This window comes from Pedobacter rhodius, from assembly GCF_027213645.1.
Classification (GTDB): domain Bacteria; phylum Bacteroidota; class Bacteroidia; order Sphingobacteriales; family Sphingobacteriaceae; genus Pedobacter; species Pedobacter rhodius.
In genome coordinates this window covers 430,127-456,775 of sequence record NZ_JAPWGL010000001.1, presented here as the reverse complement: position 1 = coordinate 456,775, position 26,649 = coordinate 430,127, and the positions used below count along the sequence as shown (strand labels likewise).

Sequence of the window (26,649 nt, the reverse complement as noted above, 5' to 3'; positions counted from 1 at the left end):
CGTGGTCATCTAGAAAAACATAATTAAAAAAGTTTTCCACATTTGTGATTCTTAAATCTGTTTTTATCTAAAATCATACTTTAAACAGTTTAAAGCTATTTTTTGAACCGGAGTTCAAAAAGTGCTTAAAATTGCTATTCAGGCGCATTTTTGTAAATTTGGGTTGTACCAATATCCAAGTCTATGTATCAACTTACCGTACCAGCTAATCAAGTTAGTGAATCTTTAAATAAGCATATTTTAGCCGATGGCTTCGATCTTACTTATGACATCGAGAAAAGCCATGGTGCCTATATTTATGATTCTAAAAACAACAGAACTTTACTTGATTTTTTTACTTGTTTTGCGTCCGTTCCTTTGGGTTATAATCATCCAAAGATGATTAATGATGAAAATTTCAAGAAAAACTTACTTTTAGCAGCGATGGCAAATCCGTCTAATTCGGATGTATATACACAGCAATATGCCCAATTTGTCGAAACCTTTTCCCAGGTTGGTATTCCCGATTATTTACCTCATGCTTTTTTTATTGCCGGTGGTGCTTTAGCAGTCGAAAATGCGATTAAAGTTGCTATGGACTGGAAAGTTCAGAAGAACTTTGCTAAAGGATATAAAGAAGAAAAAGGATTTAAGGTATTGCATTTCGAAAAGGCTTTTCACGGCAGAACGGGTTATACTTTAAGCCTGACAAATACTTTGCCCGATAAAACCAAATGGTACGCTAAATTTGATTGGCCAAGGGTAAGCACTCCGGAAGTTAAATTTCCGCTGCAAAATGAAAATTTAGATAGGGCCATTCAATCTGAAGAAGTATCAATCGCTCAGGTTAAGCAAGCTTTCGCCGATTTTAAAGATGATATTTGTGCGATTATTATCGAGCCCATTCAATCCGAAGGCGGTGATAATCACTTAAGAGAAAATTTTCTCATTCAGCTTCGGGAAATTGCCGATGAGAATGATGCCTTTTTAATATATGATGAAGTACAAACCGGCGTAGGTCTAACCGGCAAATTCTGGTGTCATCAGCATTTCAGCGAAAAAGCAAGACCGGATATCGTTGCTTTTGGAAAAAAAATGCAGGTGTGTGGCATTTTAGTTGGAAATAAAGTCGACGAAATTGAAACCAATGTTTTCAAAGTGCCAAGCAGAATCAATTCTACTTGGGGCGGAAATCTGGTCGACATGGTACGCTCAACTCAAATTTTACAGATTTTAGAAGAAGATAATCTTTGCGATAATGCCACTCAGGTTGGTCGTTATCTTCAGAAAAATTTAGAAAGGCTTGCTCAAAAATTTGACAAAATGAGTAACGTAAGAGGAAGAGGCCTATTATGCTCTTTCGATTTCCCTGACAAAGAAATGCGTAATACCTTTATCACCAAAGGCCTTGAGCAAAATGTTATGTTTTTGGGCTGTGGTAGCCAAACCATTCGTTTCCGCCCGGCACTTTGTATGGAGCAAAAACATATTGACGAAGGCTTGACGGTTATGGAAAAAATATTGCCTTTATTGTAAGTATGACGAAGAAACTTTTGGTTTACCTGGTAACTGCAAGCATTTTGATATTGGTTTTCTTTATGATTAAGGACACCCTTAACCAGCCTGGTGTAGGAGATATGAATGCCGGTTTTAAGGAAATCGTTAAATATAGAAATGCAAATAATACCGGTCCGGTTCAGCGAATCTATGTGGTAACTATAAAAGATACCATCTGGAAGGAACTGGAAGATTACGGGAATCTAATGCCACACTCAAAATATGGCAACACTAAAGTTTATTATTTTATCGAAAATGGTCGTGTTCCAAAAACTTTGCACCCCGGCGATGTAAATTTTGACCCATCATTTAATAAATCTTGCGTAGCATTATTTGAAAAAAGTGCGATGAGTCAGGTTGCTTTTAATAAGTATCCTTTTAAAAATGACCAATAATTAAATGTTCAATAACCAATATACAATGAACCAATGAATAATCAGATTAAACAAAAGCTGAAAATCCGGTAATTGCACGCCCAACAATCAATGTATTTATTTCTTTAGTTCCCTCATACGAGTAAATTGCTTCTGCATCGGCAACAAAACGGGCAACATTATATTCAAGTAAAATTCCGTTTCCGCCCATTACTTCCCTGGCCTTGCTAACGACATCCCGGGTTCTGAGCGAACAAAAGACTTTTGCTAAGGAAGCGTGCTCATCTTTTAATAAACCTTGGTCCTGCAGTTGCGACAACCTGAAACACAATGTTTGCATAGCCGTTAAGTTAGACAGCATTTCCACCAAATGGTTCTGAATTAACTGAAACGATGCGATAGGCTTACCAAATTGCTTTCTGGTTCGGGTATATTCCAATGCATTTTCATAGGCACCTCTTGCACAGCCAACGGCTTGCCAGGCAACGCCTGCCCTCGTCATCCTTAAAACCTTCGCTGTATCTTTAAAAGAATTTGCATTTTGTAATCGGTCCGTTTCATCAATTTCACAGTTTGTTAAAGTAATAAGGCCATTCTGAACGATACGAAGTGCCATTTTATCCTTCATTTTCTCGACGGCAAAACCCGGGTTATCTTTTTTAACCAGGAAGCCTTTAACTTCGTTATCATCTTCGTCTCTCGCCCAAATCACTAAAACATCAGCAAATGTGGCATTTCCAATCCATTTCTTTTGGCCATTCAAAGTCCATTTATTGCCGTTTCTCTTGCAGGTGGTCGTTAATCCACCAGCCGCAGCAGATCCAACTTCGGGCTCGGTTAACCCAAAGGCACCAATAATTTTAAATTGCTGCATTAATGGCAACCATTGCTGCTTCTGTTCTTCTGAACCGCAGAGGTAAATTGAACCCATTGCCAAACCACTTTGAACTCCAAAAAAAGTTGAAATAGAGGTGTCTATTCTGGCCATTTCCATGGCTAAAATGCCTTCCATTAAATTGGATTTACCCGGACAGCCATAGCCTTTATAGGTTAATCCGCAAATATTCAATGCTGCTAATTTTGGAATAATTTCGAACGGAAATTCAGCCCTGTTCCAATATTCATTAACAATTGGTTTGACTTCTTTCTCTAAAAAAGCCCTAACTTTCAATTGCAATTCACGGTCGTCCTCTTTCAAAGCCTCATCACCTAAATGATAGAAATCGCCTTCGATTGGAGGCAATTCTTTGTTCTTCCCGGAACCACCAACCATTTTCATCATGCCCGATAATTGTTTTTCATCAAGACTGGAAATGGTTTCAACCATTTTAGGAAGATCTACTTTTTTTGATAAGGCTTCGAGTTTATCAAAATCTACGTGCTTAAAAAGATTGTATGCGTTTTTTAATGATGAGAATATATTCGCCATTATGATTCGTTTTTGGAGTAACAAATAAAGGGCAGTTTTGTTGTAGTTGGTTTTTTTTACCACCTTAGATAGCTAAGAACATCTATAGCTAAAACGGAAGAAAGAAAAGTTAGGCTGGTATTTCAACACCTAAGACACCTAAGTTGGAGAATACGCTTTACGCAACATAGTTCGTTTTTCACTACCTTAAACACCTAAGAAACCCTAAGTTAGAGCATTATTTTACTTTGATGTTCTTAGGTGTCTAAGGTGGTAAATCATATTACCTCAAATCAAACAAATTATTAACACCTAATAACTTCCTCGAGGTAAAGCCCTCGCCAAAAGTTGCTCCAATACTTTTTCCAAACTCCCTTGAACGACCAATCATACTTTCAAAAAATTCGGGAGAAGATATATAGGTTTCTAATCCTTCTACATCGGGGTTGTAAAACTGAGTTTTAAAAGCCTGAATCGATTTTATTTTAGTGTCCATATGTTCCGTAATGTCGATAATTATATCCGGCTTGAGGTATCTATCCTGAATGTACTGCAATAACAATCTGGGGCGGTGGGCTTCTTGTTTTTGCCCTTGAAGTTCGGTTTCAATTTTTGGCAAACCCGATAAGAAAACCGAATCATAAACCAGGTCGCCTGCCCTGCCGTGGTCTGGATGCCTGTCTTCTAATGCATTACTTAGTATAATTTCGGGTTGATACTTTCGAATAACCTTAATTACTTCTAATCTGTGTGCTTCGTCGTTTTGAAAAAAACCATCTCTGAAACGAAGATTTTCACGGGCGTGCAAACCTAAAATTTTCGCTGAATCTGCAGCCTCTTCATCGCGGGTTTCTGCTGTTCCTCTCGTACCTAATTCACCCCTTGTTAAATCTACTATACCAACTTTTTTCCCTAATGCAATATGTTTCAAAATCGTTCCTGAACAGCACAATTCTGCATCGTCAGGATGAACGGCTATAACTAAAATATCTAATTTCATTAAATTACTTGGTATTGTGCTCCAGCAGGCGCTGAACTTTTTTCTTAATTTTTGAACTCAAAGGCTTTGTGAAAGGAAAAAAATAATCTTCGATTTCACCTTTTCTGTTAATCAGGTATTTATGAAAATTCCACCTCGGAACGGAACTTAATTTCGTATTAAGTTTCTTATCGCTAAGAAACTGGTATAATGGATGAGCATGCGCCCCACGAACCATAATTTTATCGAAAACAGGAAATTTTACACCATGATTTATTTCGCAGAATGAACTGATATCATTCCCATTAAGTGGTTCTTGCTTGCCAAAATCATTTGTAGGAAAACCTAATATTTCAAAATCAGGATTATTAATTTCATCCTTTAATTGCTGTAATTCACCAAGTTGAGGTGTAAAACCACATTCAGATGCTGTATTGACAATTAAGATAACTTTATTTCTGTAGGCAGACAGCAATTGATCTTCGCCTGTAATCTTTTTCACCTTAAATGAATAGATATTCGGAATGGTTTCCTTCATTTTTTACGGTTATTGATAGAATCCCGAAGAGCGGATAATGGATTCGATATCCCGGTCTTCGTCCTTGTCGTAAGTACTTTTTAAATTATGACCAACCACACGGGCAATAATTTGATATGAAAACGCTGCAAAGCCACCTTTTGTTTGCTTAACAATATCATAAGTAGTACGTCCAACTTCCCTGTCAATTAATTTGGTTAATATCTGACCCTGGGTTATGGTTAAATCTTTAATCTCCCGATTAAACATATCCTTAATTTCTTTATCACATTGCTTAACCAGGTTTTTTTGGTCTTTCTTTTCCGGAGCAGTTAATAAATCCCGTTCCAACTGCTCGTATCTCCTTTTGGCAAATAGCGCATAAGGCATCACTTTCAAAACATTATACCGTAACCTGTTAAAAGCGGCTTGCTCCTGCGGCGACTTCCAGATCCTGGCTGCATAAATAGAAACCTCATTAAGCTGCATCCATGGAATCATTACACCATTATCATTTGTTGAAGTAACGCGAATGGTATCCGTTTTTCCCATTTTTGGAAAGATGGGGTTACTATTTTCCTGGGCTTTTAGTGAAACACTAAAAATCATGACAATAAACAGAATGATTAGCCCTTTTAATTTCATAAATTTATACCTCAACAAAGTTAGGTGTTATTTCATATATTAGAAGTTTTATAAAACTAATATAAGTTTTATTCTATAATAAGACGCAATTTTTTACGCAAAAAATACAAATGAAAACAGAGTTAGTGATTGATTTAGAGGCAGAGAAACAAGAAATATTAAAACGATATAGGGCATTACTCCGGGCAAGTAAATCAACTTTACAAAAAGGAGATAAAAAGGAGATAAGAAAAGCCTTCGATATGGCGCTGGAAAGCCATAAAGATATGCGCCGCAAATCTGGCGAACCATATATTTACCATCCGATTGCCGTAGCTCAAATTGCAGCTGAAGAAATCGGGCTGGGCACAACCTCTATTGTTTGTGCATTATTGCATGATGTAGTTGAAGACACCGATATCACACTGGAAGATATTGAACGTGAATTTGGCAAAAAGACAGCCAAAATAATCGATGGACTGACGAAAATTTCGGGTGTTTTTGATACAAACAGCTCTTTACAGGCAGAGAATTTTCGTAAAATGTTACTTACCCTTGCCGATGACGTTAGGGTAATTTTGATAAAACTGGCCGATAGACTGCACAATATGCGGACGATGGATTTTATGCCACGGCATAAACAGTTAAAAATTGCGTCAGAAACCATTTACTTATATGCGCCCCTCGCCCATCGCTTAGGTTTATACGCTATAAAATCAGAGCTTGAAGATCTTTCAATGAAATATTTGGAACCCGAAACCTATAAGTTCATTGCAAAAAAACTAAATGAAAAAAAGGCTGAGCGCAATATGTTCATTAAAAAGTTTGTAGAACCTATTGATGAAATCGTGCACGAGCAAGGTTTGGTGGCCGATGTTTATGGCAGGCCAAAATCTATTCACTCCATCTGGAACAAGATGAAGAAGAAAAATATCCCTTTTGAGGAAGTTTACGATCTTTTTGCCATCAGAATTATTTTGGATAGTGCCTACGAAAATGAAAAAGCCGATTGCTGGAAAGCGTATTCCATTGTAACTGACTTATATCGCCCAAATCCGGATCGTTTACGCGACTGGGTGTCTTCACCTAAAGGAAATGGTTATGAATCGCTCCACACAACGGTGATGGGGCCACGTGGGCAGTGGGTTGAAGTTCAGATTCGTACGCAACGTATGAATGAAATTGCGGAAAAGGGTTTCGCAGCTCATTGGAAATATAAAGAATCGAGCAATGATAATGGTTTGGATCAATGGATTCAAAAAGTTCGGGAAATGCTGAATAACCCTGAAGCCAATGCTTTGGACTTTTTGGATGATTTCAAAATGAACCTTTTTTCTGATGAGATTTTTATTTTCACGCCGAAAGGGGCGCTGATTCAATTACCATTAGGTGCAACGGCTTTAGATTTTGCATTTGAAATTCATACAGATGTTGGCGCAACCTGTATTGGCGCAAAAGTGAACCACAAACTTGTACCTATTTCATATAAACTGCAAAATGGCGATCAGGTAGAAATTATTACGTCGAGTAAGCAAACGCCAAAAGAAGATTGGCTGAACGTTGTGGTTACTGCAAAAGCTAAATCCAAAATAAAATCTTCATTAAAAGAAGAAAAAAGAAAAATTGCAGAAGCTGGTAAAGAGATTTTAGAACGTAAATTAAAGTCGCTGAAAATCACTTACAATACCGATAATATTCAAAAAATCAGCTATTTCTTTAAACTGCCGTCTACACAGGAATTATTTGTAAACGTCGCTTTAGGTAAAATTGAACTTAAAGACATTAAAGAATATTTATCAAGCGAAAAAGAAGTAGAAAACCGCAGCCCCGAACGCCCTGAAAACCTCACGGTTGATATGGTTAAAACCAAAATGAAGGGTTCGGAGAACGATATTTTGCTTATTGGTGAAGATTTACAAAAGATAGATTATACTTTAGCCGCTTGTTGTAACCCAATTCCCGGCGATGATGTTTTTGGTTTTGTTACCGTAAGCGAAGGCATCAAAATTCATAGAACAAACTGCCCGAATGCTGCACAGCTGATGTCTAACTATGGTTATCGGATTGTTAAGGCAAAATGGAACAAACAACAGGAGCTCACTTTTTTAACAGGCTTACGCATTGTTGGAATTGATGATGTTGGTTTGATTAACAACATTACCAAAGTTATCTCGAACGATTTTAAAGTAAACATGCGTTCAATTACTGTTGATACCAATGAAGGAATTTTTGATGGCTCGATTATGATTTTTGTTAATGATACCGAACACCTTGAAAATTTGATTAAAAACTTGTTGCAGGTTAAAGGCGTAACCGGGGTAACAAGATTTGATGCATAAACGGGTCATGGGTTTAGAAATAGGTTTGAGAAAAGGGTTTAGTGCGGATAATAGTTATTTCTGCAACTGACTGGTAATTCTTAACTGGTAACCGCTGACTTATTACAACATTTCAACAATCTAACAATTAAACATTCAAACAATTTATATACCTTTGAACGGAGTTTAAAAACTATGTCTGAACAAAAAACAAATGAGCTGGTTCGCAAGATTTTTGAAGCTTATTTAGAGAACAAAAATCTGCGTAAAACACCGGAACGTTTCGCAATATTGGAAGAAATTTATTCCCGAAACGACCATTTTGATGTTGAAACCCTCTACATCCATATGAAAAACCAAAAATATCGTGTAAGTCGTGCTACGGTTTACAATACTTTAGAGCTTTTGGTTTCCTGCGATTTGGTTACGAAACATCAGTTTGGTAAAAATATGGCTCAATTCGAAAAATCTTACGGTTATCGTCAACATGATCACGTAATTTGCATCGAGTGCGGCAAAGTAGTGGAATTCTGTGACCCCCGTATCCATCAAATCCAGACGATGGTTGGCGATCTTTTAAAATTTGATGTAAAACACCATTCATTAAATCTGTATGGTTTCTGTTCTGACTGTAGTATGGCCAGAAAAGTAAGTGAAAATGCGGCGACAGCGGCAAAAATTGAAGCAAATTAAATCAATTCAAAAAAAATAAAACCAGCTTAATTTTTAAATAATGACGCAAGTAGATGTACTTCTCGGCCTGCAATGGGGCGATGAAGGAAAGGGGAAAATCGTTGATGTTCTTAGTCCGAAATATGATCTTATTGCCCGTTTTCAGGGTGGTCCAAATGCCGGGCATACGTTAGAATTCGATGGCAAAAAATTCGTTTTAAATACCATTCCTTCCGGAATTTTTAACGAAAAAACCATGAACCTTATCGGAAATGGTGTTGTTATCGACCCGATTATTTTAAAAAGAGAGTTAGATAATTTAAAAAAAGCAGGTCATGATCCGGTTGCCGAAGGCAAACTGGTTATTGCCCGTAAAGCACACTTGATTCTGCCAACCCACCAATTATTGGATGCTGCAAATGAAGCTAGAATGGGTAAAAACAAAATCGGTTCAACCTTAAAAGGGATTGGCCCGACTTATATGGATAAAACCGGACGTAATGGTTTACGTGTTGGCGATACCACCCTACCTGATTTTAAAGAACGTTACAAAAAGCTTGTTGAAAAACATACAGAAATTCTTTCTCATTATGAAGGTTTTGAATATGAACTGGCAGAAAAAGAAGCGTCTTTCTTTGAGGCAATTGAATTTTTAAAATCCATCCCACACGTAGATAGCGAACATTTTGTAAATGGTTATTTAAAAGAAGGAAAAGCTGTGTTAGCCGAAGGTGCACAGGGAACTTTACTGGATGTTGATTTTGGTTCGTACCCTTTCGTAACATCGAGCAATACCACAACTGCAGGCGCTTGTACCGGTTTAGGCATTGCGCCTAATAAAGTTGGTGCAGTTTATGGTATTTTCAAGGCTTATTGTACACGTGTTGGCGGTGGCCCCTTCCCTACTGAATTAGATAATGAAGTTGGCGAAAACTTACGCGCTTTGGGCCATGAATTTGGTGCAACTACAGGTCGTGCCCGCCGTTGTGGCTGGATAGATTTACCGGCATTGAAATATGCAATCATGTTAAACGGTGTAACCGAATTAATTATGATGAAGGCGGATGTTTTAGATACATTCGATACGATTTATGCTTGTACACACTACGAATATGATGGCGAAACAATTGATTATATGCCATATGATATCATTTCAATTGAACCAAAACCGGTATTGAAGGCGATTGATGGCTGGGCTACTGATGTAACGAAAATTACTACCATTGATGAAATTCCGGCTAAACTGACGGATTACATTGCATTCTTGGAAAAAGAATTAGAAGTGCCGATTAAATTCCTTTCAGTAGGACCGGATAGAGCGCAAACTTTAGAATTACGTTAATATTTCCGTCATCTCGACCACAGCAGAGAGATTTTTATTGTTAGTTAAATTACTTAAAAAAGCAACCAGATAAAGGTTGCTTTTTGGTTGATTATAACATTCGTTGTGGCAGACTAAAGTTTATCCACTTTTGCTTTTCAATAATGAATTGAGTATTTTTGATTAAAAGATTTTTCTTATGGCTACTATACTGGAAAACGAAATGTTAAGTTATTTTATGCAGTTAAATGACGCCGACAAAAGCTCGATTGTAAAACTGTTAAAAACTTTTATAGCCAATAAACAGGAAAATGCAATGATTACCATCGAACAATATAATGCAGAAATTGATGATGCTGAGCTTGAATTCCAAAAAGGACATCATAATACACACAATCAGTTTTTGAAAGATATTAATAAGTGGTAAAGAATAATATTGAAGTTTTCTGGACAAAGACAGCCCAAAGTCAACTTAAAGAATTATACGAATACATAAGCCAGGCATCATTACAGAATGCAATACAAGTAGTAAGTACGTTAACCGAAGCTGTAGCAGATGCTGCAAAACATCCTCAAAAATATAAAATCGATAAGTATAAAAAAGACAATGATGGAACTTATCGAGCTTTTGAAAAACATCATATTAGAATCTCATATCGCAATGAGAATAATGCGATTAGAATTTTGAGAGTTAGACATACTAAAATGAATCCAAAGAATTTTTAATTTTTTCTGGAAACAGATTCAGTATCACTTTTAAAATTTTATCCCTAACAATGTTTAAAGCCCCATTTAATATTTTTGAAGATGAAAGATTTTACATCGGAAGCTTTTCAATTATTTTACGGTCATTTATCTTTGTCTCCCTTTGGAAAATCAATTAAACTCATCCGATTTTAAGCAAAAAGCATTGCATTGGGCAAACCAATTCGATGTATGCTGCTTTTTAGATTCTAACAACTACAAAGATAATTATTCTGAATATGATTTTGTTTTAGCTTTCGGACGTAAAGCAGAATTGAAATCATCAAAAGGAAATGCATTTGATGAATTAAAAGCCTTTTACGAAGCAAATAAACAATGGCTTTTTGGTTTCTTTAGTTACGATTTAAAGAATGAAACTGAAAATTTGAAATCTGACAATCCAGACGAACTGAACTTCCCGGAATTGTATTTTTTCGTTCCGGAATACCTAATCGTCAGCAAGAATAATGAAGTTGAAGTATTACTTGGCGAAAAATCAATCCTTGAAAACATTAATTCTTTTCATGTTACTGATGAAAAAACAAGTTATGGCTTTACCATTCAATCTCGATTTTCAAAAACGGATTACATTCAAAAAGTAAATCGCTTAAAAGAGCATATTATCCGTGGTGATATTTATGAGGTAAATTTTTGCCAGGAGTTTTTTGCAGAAAATGCGATAATCAATCCAGTTCAAACCTTTGAATTGCTGAATCAGGTTTCCCCTACGCCTTTTGCGGGTTACTTTAAAGTTAAGGGGCATTATATTTTGTCAGCTACACCCGAACGTTTTTTATGCAAACGTGGCGCTAAACTCATTTCACAACCTATAAAGGGAACAGCTAGAAGAAGCGAGTATTTAATTGAAGATGAACAAATCAAACAACAATTAAAAAACAACTCAAAAGAACAGGCAGAAAATGTAATGGTAGTTGATTTAGTCCGTCACGACCTTACAAAATCGGCCGTAAAAGGGAGCGTTAAAGTAGATGAGTTATTTGGAATCTATAGCTTCCCGCAGGTTCACCAAATGATTTCGACCATAAGCTGTGAACTAAACCCGGCAATTCATTTTATCGATGCAATTAAAAATGCATTTCCAATGGGCTCTATGACCGGTGCACCAAAGGTAAAAGCCATGGAATTGATTGAGCAGTATGAAAAAACAAAAAGGGGAATTTATTCAGGGTCTTTTGGATGTATAAGTCCGGCCGGAGACTTCGATTTCAATGTGGTTATCAGAAGCATCCTCTATAACGAAGAAAAAAGTTATCTGTCTTTTCAGGTTGGAGGCGCCATTACTTTTCAAAGCGACGCCAAAGCTGAGTTTGATGAATGTTTATTAAAAGCGAGTGCTATACTTAAGGTTTTGGTTGGTTAGTTGTTAGTCGAAACAACCTGATCAACGCATGGTTTTCACATTTTAAATTTATTATTACATCTTTTTTATTGTAACATCCCGCTACGAGTTAAATAAGTTTTTCAAAGCTTAACAAAATAAAAAGTCTTAGCGAGACGCTAAGACCAGAAGTAATAACAAAAAAAAGGTGGAATTCTCTGCATCATGCAAAACCTTCCACCTTTCTACCTTACGGCTTTCAACCTTATTTCTTGTAATACTGTTGCGCTTCAGGTAAATATTTTTGAATCTGCGCGATACGCGTTGCATCACTTGGGTGTGTACTTAAAAATTCCGGTGGTTTTTGTCCGCTTTGTGAAGCAGATGCCATCCTGTTCCAGAAACTGGTTGCACTTTGTGGATTATATCCGGCCATAGCCATAAAAATTAAGCCTAGCCTGTCAGCTTCCAATTCCTGGTTACGGCTGAATTTTAACATGGCAACCTGCCCGCCTATTCCGTAACCTGCATTGAAGATAGACTGCGCCTGCGGGTTTTTAGATAAGGCTACACCTGCCGCAGCACCTAACCCTTGGGTGGCTAATTCCTGCGACATCCGCTCTGCCGAGTGACCAGCAATAGCATGTGCAATTTCATGTCCCATAACAGTTGCCAAACCTGCATCGTCTTGTGTTACAGGAAGAATTCCGGTGTAAACAACAATCTTCCCGCCTGGCATGCACCAGGCATTTTTTTCATTATTTTGCACAACATTAACTTCCCATTTGTAATCTTTAATTAAATTACCATAGTTGTTATTGTTCATATAGCTCTGAACAGCAGTTATTAACCTGCTTCCAATCGTTTTCACTTTTAATGCCTGGGCATTTGATGCCGGTAAGACAGTAGCTTTATTTTCATTTAAAAATTCTCCGTAGGCTTGAAATGCCATTGGTAAAACCTGATCGTTGCTAACCAAATCTAATCGGCTTCTTCCTGTTAAAGGAACAGTGGAACACGAATTAAATAGTAAAATACCAGCAATGCCTGCTGTTAAGAATAACTTTTTCATAAAATTTTTGTCGTTAATGATTTTAATCCCTCATCAGTAATCTTCCTATTAACAGAAATATTACAAATAAGTTTTAAGAAGGCGTTTTGTTAAATCAATTTGCCTTTTTCTTAAACAAATACACTTTAGATTCTTTGCCTTTAAGCAATCTTTCGAGATTTTTCTGGTGTGTTACTAAAATCAAAACACATACGACCATGCCATACAACACTTCGGACCTTATAGATACCTGAAATAAGAATACAACACTAAGCGGAAAAGTAAATCCGGCGCATATAGAACTCAGGGAAACATATTTAGTTAGCAGTAACACCACCACGAAAACCAGAACGCAAAGCATAGACGCTTCAAAGTTTACTGCTAATATCATTCCAAAAAGTGTTGCTACGCCTTTCCCCCCTCTAAAACCTGCAAATACAGGGAATAAATGGCCCATAACAGCAGTTACACCAAGTGCCAGTTGATAGTTAACGAAAACGACAGAATTTTGGGGGCCCGTAACCGACATGCCAATTAAATAGGCAAGATTGGTAGCTGTATAACCTTTGGCAATGTCGATAATCATCACAGCAATGCCTGCCTTTTTCCCTAATACCCGAAACGTATTCGTGGCACCAGCGTTACCACTACCATACTCTCTGACATCAACACCATAAAAAGCCTGTCCCAACCAAACCGCAGTTGGAATAGATCCAAAAAGGTATGCAACTAATAAGGCTGTGAGAGAATAAACCGTAACCATAGCCTACAATGATACAAAAAATAAGCTTTTCTTTATATAAGAAATCATAGATTAATATGCTTTCAAACTCATATCGAGGCTTTTCACAGAATGTGTAAGCGCACCCATCGAAATGTAATCCACACCACAAGCCGCATATTGTGTTACATTTTCTTCGGTAATGCCCCCTGAAGCTTCCGTAATATAGCGGCCATTAATTAATTCGACGGCTTGTCGCAAATCCGGAAAATCAAAATTATCCAGCATAATTCTATCTGCACCGCCTGCTTCGATTACCTGATTTAATTCTGCTAAATTCCTAACCTCAATTTCGATTTGCAGCGATTTTTTATGATTAGCCAGATATAGTTTTGCTGCATTCAAGGCATTGCTGATTCCACCGGCATAATCTACATGATTATCCTTAATCAAAATCATATCATACAAACCAATTCTATGATTTACACCCCCGCCAATCCGCACGGCCCATTTTTCAAGGTAACGTAAACCTGGCGTTGTTTTCCGGGTATCTAAAAGTTTTGTCTTGGTTCCCTTCAGTAACGAAACTATCCGATTTGTTTTAGTTGCAATGCCACTCATGCGCTGCATGCAGTTTAATACCAAACGCTCCGCAATTAAAATAGAATGTGTACTTCCCGAAACCGTTAATACAATATCTCCTATTTCTACACTGGAACCATCATTAATTAAAACGTTAACCTTTAAAGATTTATCAACTGTTGAAAATATTTCCAGCGCCAGTTCGATACCGGCTAAAATGCCGTTCTCCTTAATCAATAATTTTGCTTTACCTTGTGTATCGATTGGAATGGTAGCCAACGAGGTATGATCGCCATCGCCAACATCTTCGGCAAGTGCATTTTTTATAAATTGTGATATAAGTTGCTTATCCAAGGTTTAGGAATTAAGCTTCAAAAATAGAAATATTTATCAGGCAATCCTTAAGTGTTTTGCAGAAAATGTAAAAACTTAATCTCCTTAATCTTTTGAGGGTTCTATCCGGAGTTCGGTAATTAAAAATGATGTGTTAAACTTCTTCATCGTGATCGAAACCCTGAAAGTTTCTTTATTTGTATTCACCAGGACTACACCAAACCTATAATTCTGGCTGTTATTTATTCTATGAAAAATACTTGTTTTAACAGGCACATGTTTGTTAAAAAAATCCTTTAATATTTGTTCTCCCTGTGCTTTAGAGTATACATCTTCTTCATCAATGATAATGAGTTCTATTGTAGGTGCAAAATTTTTAGCAATTTCTTTAGAATTTCCCGCCTTAAAATAAGATGATAAATCATCAATAATATCCGCCTGCAGGTTCGCAGAACGATATATTGGTGCAATGGCTATAATGAATAAAAGTAAGCTTCGGATCATTTCAATATTTTATAATGGACCGTGTAGCTAAAATTATGCCATTAGCTTATCAAAAAAAGGATTTCTTAATTTGTATAAGCATCAATAAACTTATATTTGCCTTATAAAGCATTTTTAAAACATACCTGTTTTCAAAATGTTTTAAAATTGATTAACAATTTTAAATAAGTGATATAAATATGCTTACTTAAAATCCCTTATTAATAAATTATAATTTGAATGAAAAATAAAAAACTTGCGCTTATTATTCTTGATGGCTGGGGCTATGGAAAACATGATAATTCTGATGCTGCATATGCCGCTAATACGCCTTTCTTCGATTCCTTATTAGCAAAATATCCAAATTCAAAATTAGAAGCTTCCGGAGAAGCTGTCGGTTTACCGGCCGGGCAAATGGGTAATTCGGAAGTTGGGCACATGAATTTAGGTGCAGGACGTGTAGTTTACCAGGAACTGGGCAGAATAAATAAATCGATCCAGGATAGAGAATTACACAATAATCCGGTATTGGTTGGTGCTTTCGACTATGCAAAGCAAAATAATAAGGCTGTACATTTTATCGGTTTGGTTTCAAACGGGGGGGTGCATGCCCATATCGAACATTTAAAAGCCCTGTGTGATGCTGCAAATGAAGCCAATGTTCCAAATACATTTGTTCATGCTTTTTTAGATGGCCGTGATACCGATCCAAATTCGGGATTCGGATTTATAACCGATCTGCAAAACCACATTCAGGGCACCAATGTAAAATTAGCATCGGTGGTTGGCCGCTATTATGCGATGGACAGGGATAATCGTTGGGAACGTGTTAAACAAGCTTACGATGTTATGGTTAATGGCCTGGGCGAAAAAACTCGGGATGTTTTAGCAGCAATTAAAAAATCTTATGACGAAGGTGTTACGGATGAGTTTATCAAACCTGTTGTTTTAACGCAAAATAATGGCGAACCTGTAGCGACAATTCAAAACGATGACGTGGTTGTTTGTTTTAATTTCCGTACCGACAGAGGTCGTGAAATTACAACGGCCCTAACTCAAAAAGATTTCCCGGAACAGCAAATGCACAAGTTGCCATTGTATTATGTTACCATGACAACTTACGACGAAAGTTTTGAAAAAGTCAACGTGATTTTCACCAAAGACGATTTATCGCATACGATAGGTGAAGTTTTAGCCGAAAATGGAAAAAATCAAATCCGGATAGCTGAAACCGAAAAATATCCGCATGTTACTTTCTTCTTTTCAGGCGGCAGAGAAACAGAATTCGCAAATGAAAAACGCATCTTGATTCCCTCCCCAAAAGTTGCAACATACGATTTACAACCGGAGATGAGTGCTGCAGGCATTACGGATGCGATTACTAAAGAAATGGAAACGGGTTGGGCTGATTTTATCTGCTTAAATTTTGCCAACCCGGATATGGTTGGTCATACAGGTGTATTTTCAGCTGTAATAAAAGCCGTAGAAACTGCTGATAAATGTGCCGAAATTGTAGTTAAAAAGGGACTTGAAAACGGCTATTCTTTTATCCTGCTTGCAGATCATGGTAATTCGGAGTTTATGGTTAATAGTGATGGTTCTCCAAACACGGCGCACACTACAAATCTGGTTCCCTGCATATTAATCGACGAAGAATATAAAAGCATAGCCGACGGAAAACTTGGCGATATCGCCCCAACGGTATTAAAAATTCTGGGCGTAGAAATTCCTGAAGAAATGACAGGCAACGTTTTGGTATAATGAATAAAAAATTAAGTATTCTGGTATTTACTTTAGGTTTTTTGGCCTGTAATCAGCGCGACGAATCGAAAGTAAATACCAATTTATTATACTTTGATATAAATGGTTATTTCAAAAAAGAAACGGCTAGGTTAACAAAGACAAATCCAAAGGTTATTAAAGGTGTTTCTGTTAATAATGTTAAGGAAACCAAAGTTTTAAAAATTGCAGATTGGGCCAAAGAATTCGCAATCTTTACAAATGCGGATATAAACAAGGCTTCATGGAACGGCAGTTTTAAAGTAGAAAAAACCAATAAAACAGAAAATTACACTTCTGATGATAAAAAGATTCCTGTAAAGAGGGTTGTGTTAACCCAGGAAAACGGCAGGATTAAAAAGCTGGAGATTGTAATTTCAAACAAAAATCTTTTATACACTTCAGGAGATACCTTAATTTACTATCCGGATAGTTTGTATCAGATTAAAAAGCATCAAAAAATAAGACTGTTGTCGGCAAAAAATTATGAGATTACCGGACGGTTTAAACCATAAAGGCTTGAAATTAATTTCAAGCCTTTATGGTTTATTACAATTACCTGTTTTACTTTAAGCTCGCAATCTGCGCTTTATTATATGTAATCCAGTCTATAATATCTTTCCGTAAGGGCTGTAAAGTCAGTATTTTCTGAAAATCTGCAATAGAATTATTAAACAACGCAATGCATGCCGCTTTTTCTACGGCCTTTTTTGCTTTATAAGACCTGTAAATTGCATAATCTTTATAAGCTAAACCCCTGTTCTGAAACATTTGAGGGTCTTCGTCCCCGCTGAGTTCACTTGCTTTTGAAAAATCTTTAATGGCTGCAGTATAAAAATTTTCACGCATGGTATTTAAAGATTCTTTTGGATCGTTTGCAATATTTAAACGAGCTTTACCCCTGTAATAATATGCAGAAACCTCACTTGGTTTTAAAACAATTAAACGACTATAAGTTCCTATGCATTTTTCAAATTCGCCGTTTTGAAAATAAGAATAGCCAAGCATCTGTAAGATTTTTGAATTATCCGGTGTTTTGGCATCAGCTTTTTCTAATTGTGAAACGGCAGTTTTATAATCTCCCTTAAGCATTGCATCCATAACTTTTTTATCGTTACTGTTTTGTGCAAAACTGTTGCTGGAAGAAAAAATAATTAAACCTAAAATGGTTTGTTTAATATAGTTCATGTACTATTAATAAGTTAACAAATCTAAAATTTCATTGCATATAAATGAATAAAATATTTATGCAATATAATTCAATTCTCAGAAATAAAGTGGTTTAATTTTTTTACATTCACTAGTCAATTAACAATATCTCTAACGCTCAAAATTTCGATATATGATATTTGGTTAATAATTTATATAATACTGCCTTTTTATCATAACATTTTATCAATTTTTAGATAACATTAACTTAAAGCAACTTTGGCACAAGAGTTGAATTTAAAGTATACATTAAAAAACACACAGGTTACCGACGATAAAACTGCCAGTTTGTCGTTTCATAATATAAGAATGAGTAAACAAGATATATTTGATTTTAATAACGCAATGCCAATTATTAACGAGGATACCGAATTTTTTCCATTAATGTCTCAACAGGATGAGGAAGATATGAATAATGAGGAAACGCCCGAAATTTTAGCAATTTTACCTTTACGTAATACAGTTTTATTTCCGGGTGTTGTAATTCCCATTACCGTTGGAAGGGATAAATCCATCAAATTAATTAAAGAAGCCTATAAAGGCAATAAAATAATTGGTGTGGTTTCTCAAAAAGATGTGTCGATAGAAGATCCGACTTTTGAGCAGTTAAATACCGTTGGAACAGTTGCAAACATTATTAAGCTTTTGCAAATGCCGGATGGAAACACGACTGTTATTATACAAGGTAAACAACGTTTCAGCCTTTTGGCGGAAGTGCAAAATGAGCCTTACATAAAAGCATCTGTTAAAAAATTCGAGGAACAAAAAACAAAAACCGATAAGGAATTTAAAACCCTTATTGCCTCGATTCGTGAAATGTCTGCTCAGATTATTCAACTTTCACCAAATATTCCAAGTGAGGCGAGTATTGCCTTAAAAAACATTGAAAGTAATTCATTTCTGATCAATTTTATATCATCGAATATGAATGCCGAAATGGCCGATAAGCAAAGAATTCTTGAGATGGATAATTTGCTTGAAAGGGCCCAGAAGGTTATGGAACTTTTAATGGTAGAATTGCAGATGCTTGAACTGAGGAATCAGATTCAATCTAAAGTTCGTACGGATTTAGATAAACAACAACGTGATTATTTTTTAAATCAGCAGTTAAAAACCATTCAGGAAGAACTGGGCGGAAGTTCGGCAGATTTGGAATTTGATGCATTACAGGAACGGGCTAAAAAGAAAAAATGGTCGAAAGAGGTTTATGCACATTTTGATAAAGAGCTTGACAAATTAGGCCGTATGAACCCCGCTGCACCAGATTATTCGGTTCAGCTTAACTATTTGGAATTGCTTTTGGATTTACCCTGGAGTGAGTTTACAAAAGATAATTTCGACCTTAAAAGAGCGCAACGTATTTTAGATAAAGACCATTTTGGTCTTGAAAAAGTTAAACAACGTATAATTGAATATTTGGCGGTGTTGAAACTTAAAAGGGACATGAAGGCGCCTATTTTATGTTTGGTTGGCCCTCCGGGGGTAGGTAAAACATCATTAGGAAAATCTATTGCAAAAGCTTTAGGCCGTAAATATGTGCGCATGGCTTTAGGCGGCATTCGCGACGAAGCAGAAATTAGAGGTCACCGGAAAACATATATTGGCGCAATGCCGGGTCGTATCATTTCATCAATTAAAAAAGCAGGTGCAGATAATCCTGTTTTTGTATTAGATGAAATTGATAAAGTTGGAACAGACCACCGTGGCGATCCATCTTCCGCTTTGCTAGAAGTGTTAGACCCTGAACAAAATAATGCTTTTTACGATCACTACGTAGAGATGGACTACGATTTATCGAATATTTTATTCATTGCCACCGCAAACTCTTTAAGTACGATACAACCTGCTTTATTAGATCGTATGGAGATTATCGAAGTTAACGGCTATACAATCGAAGAAAAAATAGAAATTGCGAAGAAGTTTTTATTGCCAAAACAAAAAGAAAATCACGGTTTAAAACTGAAAGATATCAGCCTTAAACCTGCGCTGATTGAAAAGGTAATTGAAGATTATACGCGTGAAAGCGGTGTTCGTGGTTTAGAGAAAAAAATTGGTTCTTTAGTTCGCGGTGTAGCAACAAAAATTGCAATGGAAGAAGCCTATAACATCACTTTAACTGAAAACGATGTTGAACGTATCTTAGGTGCACCCATTTACGATAAAGATTTGTATGAAGGTAATGAAGTTGCAGGTGTGGTTACGGGCTTAGCCTGGACAAGCGTTGGCGGCGACATTCTTTTTATTGAATCCAGTTTAAGTCCCGGTAAAGGAAAGTTAACTTTAACCGGTAATCTGGGCGATGTGATGAAAGAGTCGGCCGTAATTGCATTGGCTTATCTGCGTGCACATGCAAACGAATTTGGTATTGATTACACCTTATTTGATAACTGGGATGTTCATGTTCATGTACCCGCTGGCGCGACACCAAAAGATGGCCCTTCTGCTGGCGTAACCATGTTAACGGCGCTTACTTCTGCATTTACACAAAGGAAGGTAAAACAACATTTAGCAATGACCGGCGAAATTACGTTACGTGGAAAAGTTTTGCCTGTAGGTGGAATTAAGGAAAAAATCTTAGCCGCAAAAAGAGCAAATATTAAAGAAATCATTCTTTGCAAAAGCAACAGAAAAGACATTTTGGAAATTAAAGAAAGCTATGTTAAGGATTTAAAATTTCATTACGTTTCAGAAATGAGTGAAGTAATTGAACTTGCATTACTTAAAAATAAAGTTAAAAAGCCAATTGATTTGAGCATTAAAATTGCCCCGATTGTTAACTAATTTGTAATATTCTGATTTTATTTCAGTGCCTGATTAATAAATTCATTTACAATAGATACTTTTATAGTCCCGATAAATCATCGGGACTTTTTTATGAAATCGATTTTAACTTTTTTTTTGATATTGTTTGTTATTGATGTAGCTAAAGCTCAAAACTTTAAGAACGAGTTTGGCTTTAAAACAGAAAATGACGCTTATCTGGCCACTTTAAATGACAGGTATTATACCAATGGCTTGTTTATCTATTATCGCAGCGCGATAAACCCTGAAAAGGTTGGAGAAAACATTGAAAAGAAAACGTTCGAAATTTCAGCAGGCCAGAAAATGTACACGCCTTATTGGGGTCAGGTTGCGAAAAAAGAAGATCAGGATAGGCCCTTTGCAGGTTATTTATATGCTGGTGCTGCCTATTCCGTTTTTTATAAAAAGGAAAGCGTACTAAAAACGAGCATAGAAATTGGTACAGTAGGGCCAAATTCCCTGGCCGAGGATGCACAAAAGTTTTTGCACAAAACAGTTGGTTTTTATACACCGGCAGGCTGGGAATACCAGATAAAAAACGAATTGGCTGTTAACCTGTCAGGAAATTATAGTAAATTAATCCATCGCTCAAGTGATAATGCAGTCGATTTCAGCGGACAAGCGTATGCAAATTTAGGAACTACATTTAGTGGCTTGGGTACTTCAGTACTTTTCAGAGCAGGTAAATTAAATCAATTGTTTAATAGTGCTTATCATAACGCTGTTATTGGTAATGCTAAAACCAAAAGCCTAAACAATTCCGAATTTTTCTTTTATGCAAAACCACAAATAAATGTTGTAGCCTATGATGCAACCATCCAGGGAAGCCTTTTTAATAATGACAGCCCCGTAACCTTTGGGGTTAAACCAATTGTATTTGAACAGCAGTTTGGCATAAACTACAGCTCAAAAAGATTTACTGCAGATTTCAATATAATTTTCAAAACTAAAGAAGTTAAAAGTGTTGCAAAAGCACAAAACTATGGAGGATTAAGCTTGTATTACAGGTTTGGGAAGATATAGTTAATTCCCGAATTGCCAATATTGTTGATTTAACCTTGAAATGTAATTGCGAACAGCAAACTATAAATCGTATAAGTGCTAACTGGTTACCGATAGCCATCAACCACCTAATCCATGCTCGGTTTTTTTCTGGATCTTTTTAAATCTGATTTAACCGTTTTATTTTTTAACCTGTTTTCAATAACAGATTTTGGTGTTTTCGTCGGTTTTCTTTTTTTCTGAACGTGCAACGATTTCTTGATCAGTCCGATGAGTTTTACTATTGTTTTTTCTTTGTTTAACAGTTGACTTCTATCCTCTTGTGAAATAATATGGATACATCCATCTGCAGCCGTTCTTTTTTCCAACCTGGATTTTAATAAAGCTTTTTCATCTTCATTTAAAAAATTGGCATCATTAATATTAAAAATTAATTCGACTTTGCTCGATACCTTATTTACATTTTGTCCGCCTTTACCGCCACTTCTCGATGTTCTAAAGCTAACTATTTTTAAAATTTCCGCTCTGTCAGGTATCATTATTCTAAAAAAATCATAAATTTAAATCAAATATATATCAAAACAATGTAGAACAGTTCCTTTCATCTACTTTTTATAATTTATGCAATTTTGTTTATTCATTTAGAAATTTTAACTTCAAAAATTCATTCTAATAAGCGCTTAGTTACACGATCATATGACACTAAAATCTTTCGGTCAAAAAGTTACTTCTTTTTTTAAAACAGTCTTATTTTCAATAATTTGCTTTGTTTTTTTATTCCTTTTACTGTGGACTTTTTGTTACTCACTGCATATTTTCTATTTCTTCGTTTTAACATTAATTATAGCGGTTATTGCATTTTTCAAAAAGAAGAACAGGAAGTTTATTACCATCACTTTATTAATAGGCCTGGGTATTTTCATTTTATCAACTCCTTATAATTTAAAACAATATAATCGTCATGCAGAGGAATTTCAGTCTCAAATAAACAGCGGTTATCACTTAAATTTTAAGGAAAAGTGCGGGATTTATGGCACACTGTTAATCATAACAGTAGGTGATATCATTCCTTTCCCGGAAGCAAGTATTCAAAATTTTTATTTGTTATTCCCTAAAAAGAGTAAAACGAGAATATTTTATGATGACGACTATTTAAATGCGCCCGACATACAAAAATTGCTTCACACCAAAGGTAAACACCAGGTTGCCTGGAATAAATGGGGTGAACGTTTTAACCAGAATTTCAGGTTTGCAGCAGCATTTGATCCTTGTACATTAGAAGTTACAGATGAAGGAAATCAGAAAAAAGCAACACTGGTTACCTATTTTCATTATCGTAAAAACTATACAACACATAACGCGAATCATTATTTATACGGGTTGTTTGCTTTCCGGATTGATGAAGGTCTGTTCTGGTATTTACAACACGAAGGCTGGCTGCATCCTTACAATTCAGTATGGATTGCGAAATTCGATAAGTAGTATACACAATTACTGATTTAAAAATTCAGCATTCTATATCTATTTTTTACCTTTGATGCACGATGAAAAACAACTTGGTAATAGCAATTGATGGCTATTCATCTTGCGGAAAAAGCACACTTGCAAAAGCTTTAGCAAAAAAATTAGGTTTTATTTATGTGGATAGCGGTGCAATGTACCGTGCGGTAACCTTATATTTTTTGCGGAATAATATTAATATTTCGAATGATGAGCAGGTTGCCGATGCACTAAAACACATCGAATTAAATTTTCATTCGCGTGATTATGAATCGCATATAACACTAAATGGCGAAGAAGTTTCTGATGAAATTCGTCTGATGCATGTTTCCGAAAACGTTAGTGAAGTTTCTGCGCATAAAATTGTTCGTCATGAAATGGTGAAACAACAGCAAAGAATGGGTAAATCCAAAAACATTGTAATGGACGGCCGGGACATTGGCACGACTGTTTTTCCAGAAGCACCATTAAAATTTTTCATGACAGCCGATCCTAAAATCAGGGCGGAAAGAAGATTTAAAGAACTCGAGCATAAAGGCAACAACAGTACAACTTTAGAAGAAGTTTTCGAAAACCTGGCGCATCGCGATTATGCCGATACAACCCGAAAAGAAAGTCCGTTGGTAAGGGCTGATGATGCTATCATTTTAGATAATACAGATTTAACTCAGGACGAACAGTTGGCTTTTGCATTGGAAAGGGTTGAACCATTATTAAATTTTTAATTTTTAAGCGTTTTAAGGTTATTTAAATATCATCCGTTTTATATCAGGGATTAAATTGAGCTTGTCGAAACGCCTAAGATAAAAATGTCCGACAAATAAAAGTTACTGTTGAATTTAAACAGTTTCTGTTTTTATTTCATATTTTTAACCTTGAACCTTTTTTTGCGATTATGAAATTTAAACAAACCTCTACCCTACTTCTTTTTTTTGCTTTTGCATCCCTTAACGTTAATGCACAAAAGGGTTGGATTAACCTTTTTAACGGGAAAGATTTAAAAGACTGGAAAGTAAAGATTTCCAAGCATGATCTAAACGACAATTATGCAAATACTTTCCGGGTTGAAGATGGCTTAATTAAAGTGCGTTATGATGGTTACACAACATTCGACCAACAGTATGGACATATATTTTACAAAAAACCATTTTCAGCTTATTTATTAAAGGTTACTTACCGTTTTGTTGGCGAACAGGTTAAAGGTGGTGAAGGTTGGGCGTTAAGAAACAGCGGGGCGATGTTACATTGCCAGAACCCCGAAACAATGCTTAAAGATCAGGATTTTCCAATTTCAATTGAAGGACAGATTTTAGGAGGCGATGGTGAACATGAAAGGCATACCAGCAATGTTTGTACACCCGGCACAAACATTTTTTTTAATGGAAAATTATTTACCCAACATTGCCTGGATTCTAAATCAAAAACCTATGCAGGCGACCAATGGGTTACTGCCGAATTCTTAGTTTTAGGTGATTCGGTTATTAAGCATATTATTGAAGGGGAAGTTGTTCTCGAATATACAAAACCCCAAATTGGCGGCGGCAATGTTTCTAATTACGATCCGAAAGTTAAAATTGACGGAAAACCATTAACATCCGGTTACATTTCATTACAGAGCGAAAGTCACCCTATTGAGTTTAAATCCGTTAAACTCTTCAATTTAGAATCTTATACAAAAGACAAAGGAAAACTGGATAAGGTATTGGCCAGAATTTTAAAAGAGTAAAACCGGCCTGTTTGTAAAAAAACGGTTTAAGCTGATTTTGATAATAACAATCATGCAATGCAAAATAATCTTCCGTTAAAAACAGTATTACTTTTTGTCTTAATCCTTTTTTCAAATGCGCTGTTTGCGCAAAAAGCCTACCTGGTTTCCGAGCTACCCGATCCGAAACAAAATGGCGGAGGTTGGGTAAGTAATCCTGATGGAATATTAAACGAAAGTGATGTTGCTGGTATCAACAGCACCATTACAGAACTAGAAAGTAAAACTAATGTTCAGCTAGCGGTTGTAATTGTAAACGATTTTGATCATAATCAGGAAGATTTTGATTTTGCCTATAAGCTTTTCAGTACCTGGGGAATCGGGCAAAAATCAAGCAATAACGGTGTATTACTTTTTATTGCAAAAGATAGGCGAAAGTATAGGTTTATTACAGGGACGGGCGCTGAAGGTGTATTGCCCGACGTAAAACTGAAACATATAGCTGAACAAAATTTACTCCCGGCCTTCAGGGAAAATGATTTCAGCACCGGGATTATTAATACCTTAAATGCGATGGGGCTGATTATTTTAAACCCCGAAAACAAATCAGAACTAAACCAGCTTTTCACGCAGCAAACAGGCAATAATAACCTGGAAAAACTCTGGATACCCACCGCAATAATTTGCCTGTCTTTTTTTGGCTTATTCAGGTTGCTTAAAAGGTATTCAACAAAAAAACTCAAACCAAAAAAGACCGATAAAAATGATTACAACCCTGCCCTGATTAAAGGCTGTGCCGTTATATTCATTATCCTAATCTTCATCACTATAATATTATTCATTACCGGTGGCTTTAGCATTTTTAAGGAAATAAAACCGGATAGCATACCCCTTATTTTATTTTGTATTTTAAGTATATCCTTATTTTTCAGGTATTTATTCCTCATTGATGAAATCAGGAAGACCTATAACGACGATGAAAATTTTTCGGATGCAGTAAAATCATTCCATCAGAAATACTGGTGGCTAATTGCATTTTCACCGCTAATTTTATTTGCCGTAATTCGTCAGGTTTTCAGGCGTAAGGAAGCAAATAATCGTTTTAAACCCATTTTGGATAGTAAACAGCAAGCCATGATTCGTTTAGACCGGGATATAAATGTTGAAGGAAAACCTTTTTTAACGGAAGGACAGCGAAAAGAAGAAATTATAAAGGCTTACGATTACGATATATGGGAGAGCACAGACCATAAGGAACACATTATTAAAGCCTGGCCTGCTGAAAAATACGATCAGTTTACGGAATGCCCTTCCTGTAAGTTCCGAACTTATCAACTCGAAAAGCAAGTTACCGTTAAAACGGCTACTTACACGCATGACGGACAGGCTAAACTCATTAATGAATGCAGTTTTTGTAAACATGCAGAATTTATCCGGTGGATTACTTTGCCCATGCTGGTTAAGGAAAGTCCGCGTAGTTCATCGGGTTCTTCATCATCCGGCAGTTCTTCTTCATCAAGCAGCTGGGGCGGCGGAAGCAGCAGCGGGGGCGGCACCGGCGGAAGTTGGTAATGATTTTTATGGTTAAATTGTTTTATGGCCTAATTAAAAGTATTTTCTAATTTTGCCTTAATTAGCACGATGTTTGCG

Annotated in this window: 26 protein-coding genes; 16 read left to right on the top strand and 10 right to left on the bottom strand. The window is 36.2% G+C overall.

Annotation, left to right across the window (positions count from 1 at the left end):
* The first annotated feature begins 183 nt into the window (after nucleotides 1-183).
* Both lat and O0931_RS02175 read left to right on the top strand, forming a co-directional pair.
* Complete coding sequence (lat, locus tag O0931_RS02180) at nucleotides 184-1,515, top strand: L-lysine 6-transaminase (protein WP_269413910.1); 1,332 nt, start codon at nucleotides 184-186, stop codon at nucleotides 1,513-1,515.
* Between the two features lie 2 nt (nucleotides 1,516-1,517).
* Entirely contained in the window at nucleotides 1,518-1,931 is a 414-nt protein-coding gene (locus tag O0931_RS02175; protein WP_269413909.1) for a hypothetical protein, read from the top strand.
* Between the two features lie 46 nt (nucleotides 1,932-1,977).
* On the opposite strand, the gene O0931_RS02170 is transcribed toward O0931_RS02175, so the two are convergent.
* The 4 genes from O0931_RS02170 to O0931_RS02155 all read right to left on the bottom strand — a co-directional run bounded on the left by O0931_RS02170 (nucleotide 1,978) and on the right by O0931_RS02155 (nucleotide 5,459).
* Nucleotides 1,978-3,339: an acyl-CoA dehydrogenase family protein gene (locus O0931_RS02170; RefSeq protein WP_269413908.1), complete on the bottom strand. Its 1,362-nt coding sequence runs from the start codon at nucleotides 3,337-3,339 to the stop codon at nucleotides 1,978-1,980.
* 262 nt (nucleotides 3,340-3,601) lie between these two features.
* A complete protein-coding gene (gene bshB1 / locus O0931_RS02165) occupies nucleotides 3,602-4,318 on the bottom strand; it encodes a bacillithiol biosynthesis deacetylase BshB1 (RefSeq protein WP_269413907.1) in 717 nt (238 codons plus the stop codon).
* A gap of 4 nt (nucleotides 4,319-4,322) precedes the next feature.
* A complete protein-coding gene (locus O0931_RS02160; protein ID WP_269413906.1) occupies nucleotides 4,323-4,835 on the bottom strand; it encodes a glutathione peroxidase in 513 nt (170 codons plus the stop codon).
* 9 nt (nucleotides 4,836-4,844) lie between these two features.
* On the bottom strand, nucleotides 4,845-5,459 hold the full coding sequence (locus tag O0931_RS02155; protein WP_269413905.1) for a DUF4294 domain-containing protein: 615 nt from the start codon (nucleotides 5,457-5,459) through the stop codon (nucleotides 4,845-4,847).
* Between the two features lie 110 nt (nucleotides 5,460-5,569).
* Here O0931_RS02155 and O0931_RS02150 point away from each other — a divergent pair, with 110 nt between their 5' ends.
* The 6 genes from O0931_RS02150 (at nucleotide 5,570) to O0931_RS02125 (ending at nucleotide 11,874) form a co-directional block, all read left to right on the top strand.
* The gene (locus O0931_RS02150; RefSeq protein WP_269413904.1) at nucleotides 5,570-7,777 is read left to right on the top strand and encodes a RelA/SpoT family protein; all 2,208 of its coding nucleotides are present in this window, start codon (nucleotides 5,570-5,572) and stop codon (nucleotides 7,775-7,777) included.
* A gap of 174 nt (nucleotides 7,778-7,951) precedes the next feature.
* The gene (locus O0931_RS02145; RefSeq protein ID WP_269413903.1) at nucleotides 7,952-8,449 is read left to right on the top strand and encodes a Fur family transcriptional regulator; all 498 of its coding nucleotides are present in this window, start codon (nucleotides 7,952-7,954) and stop codon (nucleotides 8,447-8,449) included.
* Nucleotides 8,450-8,489: 40 nt separating this feature from the next.
* On the top strand, nucleotides 8,490-9,770 hold the full coding sequence (locus O0931_RS02140) for an adenylosuccinate synthase (RefSeq protein ID WP_269413902.1): 1,281 nt from the start codon (nucleotides 8,490-8,492) through the stop codon (nucleotides 9,768-9,770).
* 178 nt (nucleotides 9,771-9,948) lie between these two features.
* Nucleotides 9,949-10,176: a hypothetical protein gene (locus O0931_RS02135; protein ID WP_269413901.1), complete on the top strand. Its 228-nt coding sequence runs from the start codon at nucleotides 9,949-9,951 to the stop codon at nucleotides 10,174-10,176.
* Nucleotides 10,170-10,475: a type II toxin-antitoxin system RelE/ParE family toxin gene (locus O0931_RS02130; RefSeq protein WP_269413900.1), complete on the top strand. Its 306-nt coding sequence runs from the start codon at nucleotides 10,170-10,172 to the stop codon at nucleotides 10,473-10,475. Before O0931_RS02135 ends, O0931_RS02130 begins: the two co-directional genes overlap by 7 nt.
* 142 nt (nucleotides 10,476-10,617) lie before the next feature.
* Nucleotides 10,618-11,874 (top strand): anthranilate synthase component I family protein, encoded by a 1,257-nt coding sequence (locus O0931_RS02125; RefSeq protein ID WP_269413899.1) that lies wholly within the window; start codon nucleotides 10,618-10,620, stop codon nucleotides 11,872-11,874.
* Nucleotides 11,875-12,097: 223 nt separating this feature from the next.
* Here the strand turns inward: O0931_RS02125 and O0931_RS02120 are convergent, their stop codons facing one another.
* From O0931_RS02120 to O0931_RS02105, 4 genes are all read right to left on the bottom strand, one after another.
* Nucleotides 12,098-12,904, bottom strand: a complete 807-nt coding sequence (locus O0931_RS02120; protein WP_269413898.1) for a M48 family metallopeptidase — start codon at nucleotides 12,902-12,904, stop codon at nucleotides 12,098-12,100.
* Nucleotides 12,905-12,998: 94 nt separating this feature from the next.
* Nucleotides 12,999-13,646 (bottom strand): glycerol-3-phosphate 1-O-acyltransferase PlsY, encoded by a 648-nt coding sequence (gene plsY / locus O0931_RS02115; protein WP_269413897.1) that lies wholly within the window; start codon nucleotides 13,644-13,646, stop codon nucleotides 12,999-13,001.
* Between the two features lie 51 nt (nucleotides 13,647-13,697).
* The gene (gene nadC, locus O0931_RS02110) at nucleotides 13,698-14,540 is read right to left on the bottom strand and encodes a carboxylating nicotinate-nucleotide diphosphorylase (protein WP_269413896.1); all 843 of its coding nucleotides are present in this window, start codon (nucleotides 14,538-14,540) and stop codon (nucleotides 13,698-13,700) included.
* Between the two features lie 84 nt (nucleotides 14,541-14,624).
* The gene (locus tag O0931_RS02105) at nucleotides 14,625-15,023 is read right to left on the bottom strand and encodes a DUF4783 domain-containing protein (protein WP_269413895.1); all 399 of its coding nucleotides are present in this window, start codon (nucleotides 15,021-15,023) and stop codon (nucleotides 14,625-14,627) included.
* A gap of 219 nt (nucleotides 15,024-15,242) precedes the next feature.
* Between O0931_RS02105 and gpmI the strand changes: the two genes are divergently transcribed.
* Both gpmI and O0931_RS02095 read left to right on the top strand, forming a co-directional pair.
* Nucleotides 15,243-16,763: a 2,3-bisphosphoglycerate-independent phosphoglycerate mutase gene (gene gpmI, locus O0931_RS02100; protein WP_269413894.1), complete on the top strand. Its 1,521-nt coding sequence runs from the start codon at nucleotides 15,243-15,245 to the stop codon at nucleotides 16,761-16,763.
* Nucleotides 16,763-17,296: a hypothetical protein gene (locus O0931_RS02095; RefSeq protein ID WP_269413893.1), complete on the top strand. Its 534-nt coding sequence runs from the start codon at nucleotides 16,763-16,765 to the stop codon at nucleotides 17,294-17,296. Before gpmI ends, O0931_RS02095 begins: the two co-directional genes overlap by 1 nt.
* Nucleotides 17,297-17,345: 49 nt before the next feature.
* Here the strand turns inward: O0931_RS02095 and O0931_RS02090 are convergent, their stop codons facing one another.
* Nucleotides 17,346-17,969, bottom strand: coding sequence for a tetratricopeptide repeat protein (locus O0931_RS02090; RefSeq protein ID WP_269413892.1), 624 nt, complete (start codon nucleotides 17,967-17,969; stop codon nucleotides 17,346-17,348).
* Between the two features lie 330 nt (nucleotides 17,970-18,299).
* Between O0931_RS02090 and lon the strand changes: the two genes are divergently transcribed.
* Complete coding sequence (gene lon / locus O0931_RS02085; protein WP_269413891.1) at nucleotides 18,300-20,771, top strand: endopeptidase La; 2,472 nt, start codon at nucleotides 18,300-18,302, stop codon at nucleotides 20,769-20,771.
* Nucleotides 20,772-20,864: 93 nt separating this feature from the next.
* Entirely contained in the window at nucleotides 20,865-21,815 is a 951-nt protein-coding gene (locus O0931_RS02080; protein ID WP_269413890.1) for a lipid A deacylase LpxR family protein, read from the top strand.
* Nucleotides 21,816-21,922: 107 nt separating this feature from the next.
* Here O0931_RS02080 and arfB read toward each other — a convergent pair whose 3' ends face one another.
* A complete protein-coding gene (gene arfB, locus O0931_RS02075; RefSeq protein ID WP_269413889.1) occupies nucleotides 21,923-22,333 on the bottom strand; it encodes an alternative ribosome rescue aminoacyl-tRNA hydrolase ArfB in 411 nt (136 codons plus the stop codon).
* 157 nt (nucleotides 22,334-22,490) lie between these two features.
* Between arfB and O0931_RS02070 the strand changes: the two genes are divergently transcribed.
* From O0931_RS02070 to O0931_RS02055, 4 genes are all read left to right on the top strand, one after another.
* A complete protein-coding gene (locus O0931_RS02070; protein WP_269413888.1) occupies nucleotides 22,491-23,276 on the top strand; it encodes a hypothetical protein in 786 nt (261 codons plus the stop codon).
* Nucleotides 23,277-23,338: 62 nt separating this feature from the next.
* Nucleotides 23,339-24,019 carry a (d)CMP kinase gene (gene cmk, locus O0931_RS02065; RefSeq protein WP_269413887.1) on the top strand — a complete coding sequence of 227 codons (681 nt, stop codon included), beginning with the start codon at nucleotides 23,339-23,341 and terminating at the stop codon, nucleotides 24,017-24,019.
* Between the two features lie 170 nt (nucleotides 24,020-24,189).
* On the top strand, nucleotides 24,190-25,020 hold the full coding sequence (locus O0931_RS02060; protein ID WP_269413886.1) for a 3-keto-disaccharide hydrolase: 831 nt from the start codon (nucleotides 24,190-24,192) through the stop codon (nucleotides 25,018-25,020).
* A 57-nt stretch (nucleotides 25,021-25,077) separates the two neighbouring features.
* Complete coding sequence (locus tag O0931_RS02055) at nucleotides 25,078-26,571, top strand: TPM domain-containing protein (RefSeq protein WP_269413885.1); 1,494 nt, start codon at nucleotides 25,078-25,080, stop codon at nucleotides 26,569-26,571.
* The last annotated feature ends 78 nt before the right edge of the window (nucleotides 26,572-26,649 follow it).

Excerpts from the sequence above, each read along its gene's own strand:
- lat (WP_269413910.1), top strand. The coding sequence starts at position 184 with ATGTATCAACTTACCGTACCAGCTAATCAAGTTAGTGAATCTTTAAAT.
- O0931_RS02175 (WP_269413909.1), top strand. The coding sequence starts at position 1,518 with ATGACGAAGAAACTTTTGGTTTACCTGGTAACTGCAAGCATTTTGATA.
- O0931_RS02170 (WP_269413908.1), bottom strand. The coding sequence starts at position 3,339 with ATGGCGAATATATTCTCATCATTAAAAAACGCATACAATCTTTTTAAG.
- bshB1 (WP_269413907.1), bottom strand. The coding sequence starts at position 4,318 with ATGAAATTAGATATTTTAGTTATAGCCGTTCATCCTGACGATGCAGAA.
- O0931_RS02160 (WP_269413906.1), bottom strand. The coding sequence starts at position 4,835 with ATGAAGGAAACCATTCCGAATATCTATTCATTTAAGGTGAAAAAGATT.
- O0931_RS02155 (WP_269413905.1), bottom strand. The coding sequence starts at position 5,459 with ATGAAATTAAAAGGGCTAATCATTCTGTTTATTGTCATGATTTTTAGT.
- O0931_RS02150 (WP_269413904.1), top strand. The coding sequence starts at position 5,570 with ATGAAAACAGAGTTAGTGATTGATTTAGAGGCAGAGAAACAAGAAATA.
- O0931_RS02145 (WP_269413903.1), top strand. The coding sequence starts at position 7,952 with ATGTCTGAACAAAAAACAAATGAGCTGGTTCGCAAGATTTTTGAAGCT.
- O0931_RS02140 (WP_269413902.1), top strand. The coding sequence starts at position 8,490 with ATGACGCAAGTAGATGTACTTCTCGGCCTGCAATGGGGCGATGAAGGA.
- O0931_RS02135 (WP_269413901.1), top strand. The coding sequence starts at position 9,949 with ATGGCTACTATACTGGAAAACGAAATGTTAAGTTATTTTATGCAGTTA.
- O0931_RS02120 (WP_269413898.1), bottom strand. The coding sequence starts at position 12,904 with ATGAAAAAGTTATTCTTAACAGCAGGCATTGCTGGTATTTTACTATTT.
- plsY (WP_269413897.1), bottom strand. The coding sequence starts at position 13,646 with ATGGTTACGGTTTATTCTCTCACAGCCTTATTAGTTGCATACCTTTTT.
- O0931_RS02105 (WP_269413895.1), bottom strand. The coding sequence starts at position 15,023 with ATGATCCGAAGCTTACTTTTATTCATTATAGCCATTGCACCAATATAT.
- gpmI (WP_269413894.1), top strand. The coding sequence starts at position 15,243 with ATGAAAAATAAAAAACTTGCGCTTATTATTCTTGATGGCTGGGGCTAT.
- O0931_RS02095 (WP_269413893.1), top strand. The coding sequence starts at position 16,763 with ATGAATAAAAAATTAAGTATTCTGGTATTTACTTTAGGTTTTTTGGCC.
- O0931_RS02090 (WP_269413892.1), bottom strand. The coding sequence starts at position 17,969 with ATGAACTATATTAAACAAACCATTTTAGGTTTAATTATTTTTTCTTCC.
- lon (WP_269413891.1), top strand. The coding sequence starts at position 18,300 with ATGAGTAAACAAGATATATTTGATTTTAATAACGCAATGCCAATTATT.
- O0931_RS02080 (WP_269413890.1), top strand. The coding sequence starts at position 20,865 with ATGAAATCGATTTTAACTTTTTTTTTGATATTGTTTGTTATTGATGTA.
- arfB (WP_269413889.1), bottom strand. The coding sequence starts at position 22,333 with ATGATACCTGACAGAGCGGAAATTTTAAAAATAGTTAGCTTTAGAACA.
- O0931_RS02070 (WP_269413888.1), top strand. The coding sequence starts at position 22,491 with ATGACACTAAAATCTTTCGGTCAAAAAGTTACTTCTTTTTTTAAAACA.
- cmk (WP_269413887.1), top strand. The coding sequence starts at position 23,339 with ATGAAAAACAACTTGGTAATAGCAATTGATGGCTATTCATCTTGCGGA.
- O0931_RS02060 (WP_269413886.1), top strand. The coding sequence starts at position 24,190 with ATGAAATTTAAACAAACCTCTACCCTACTTCTTTTTTTTGCTTTTGCA.
- O0931_RS02055 (WP_269413885.1), top strand. The coding sequence starts at position 25,078 with ATGCAAAATAATCTTCCGTTAAAAACAGTATTACTTTTTGTCTTAATC.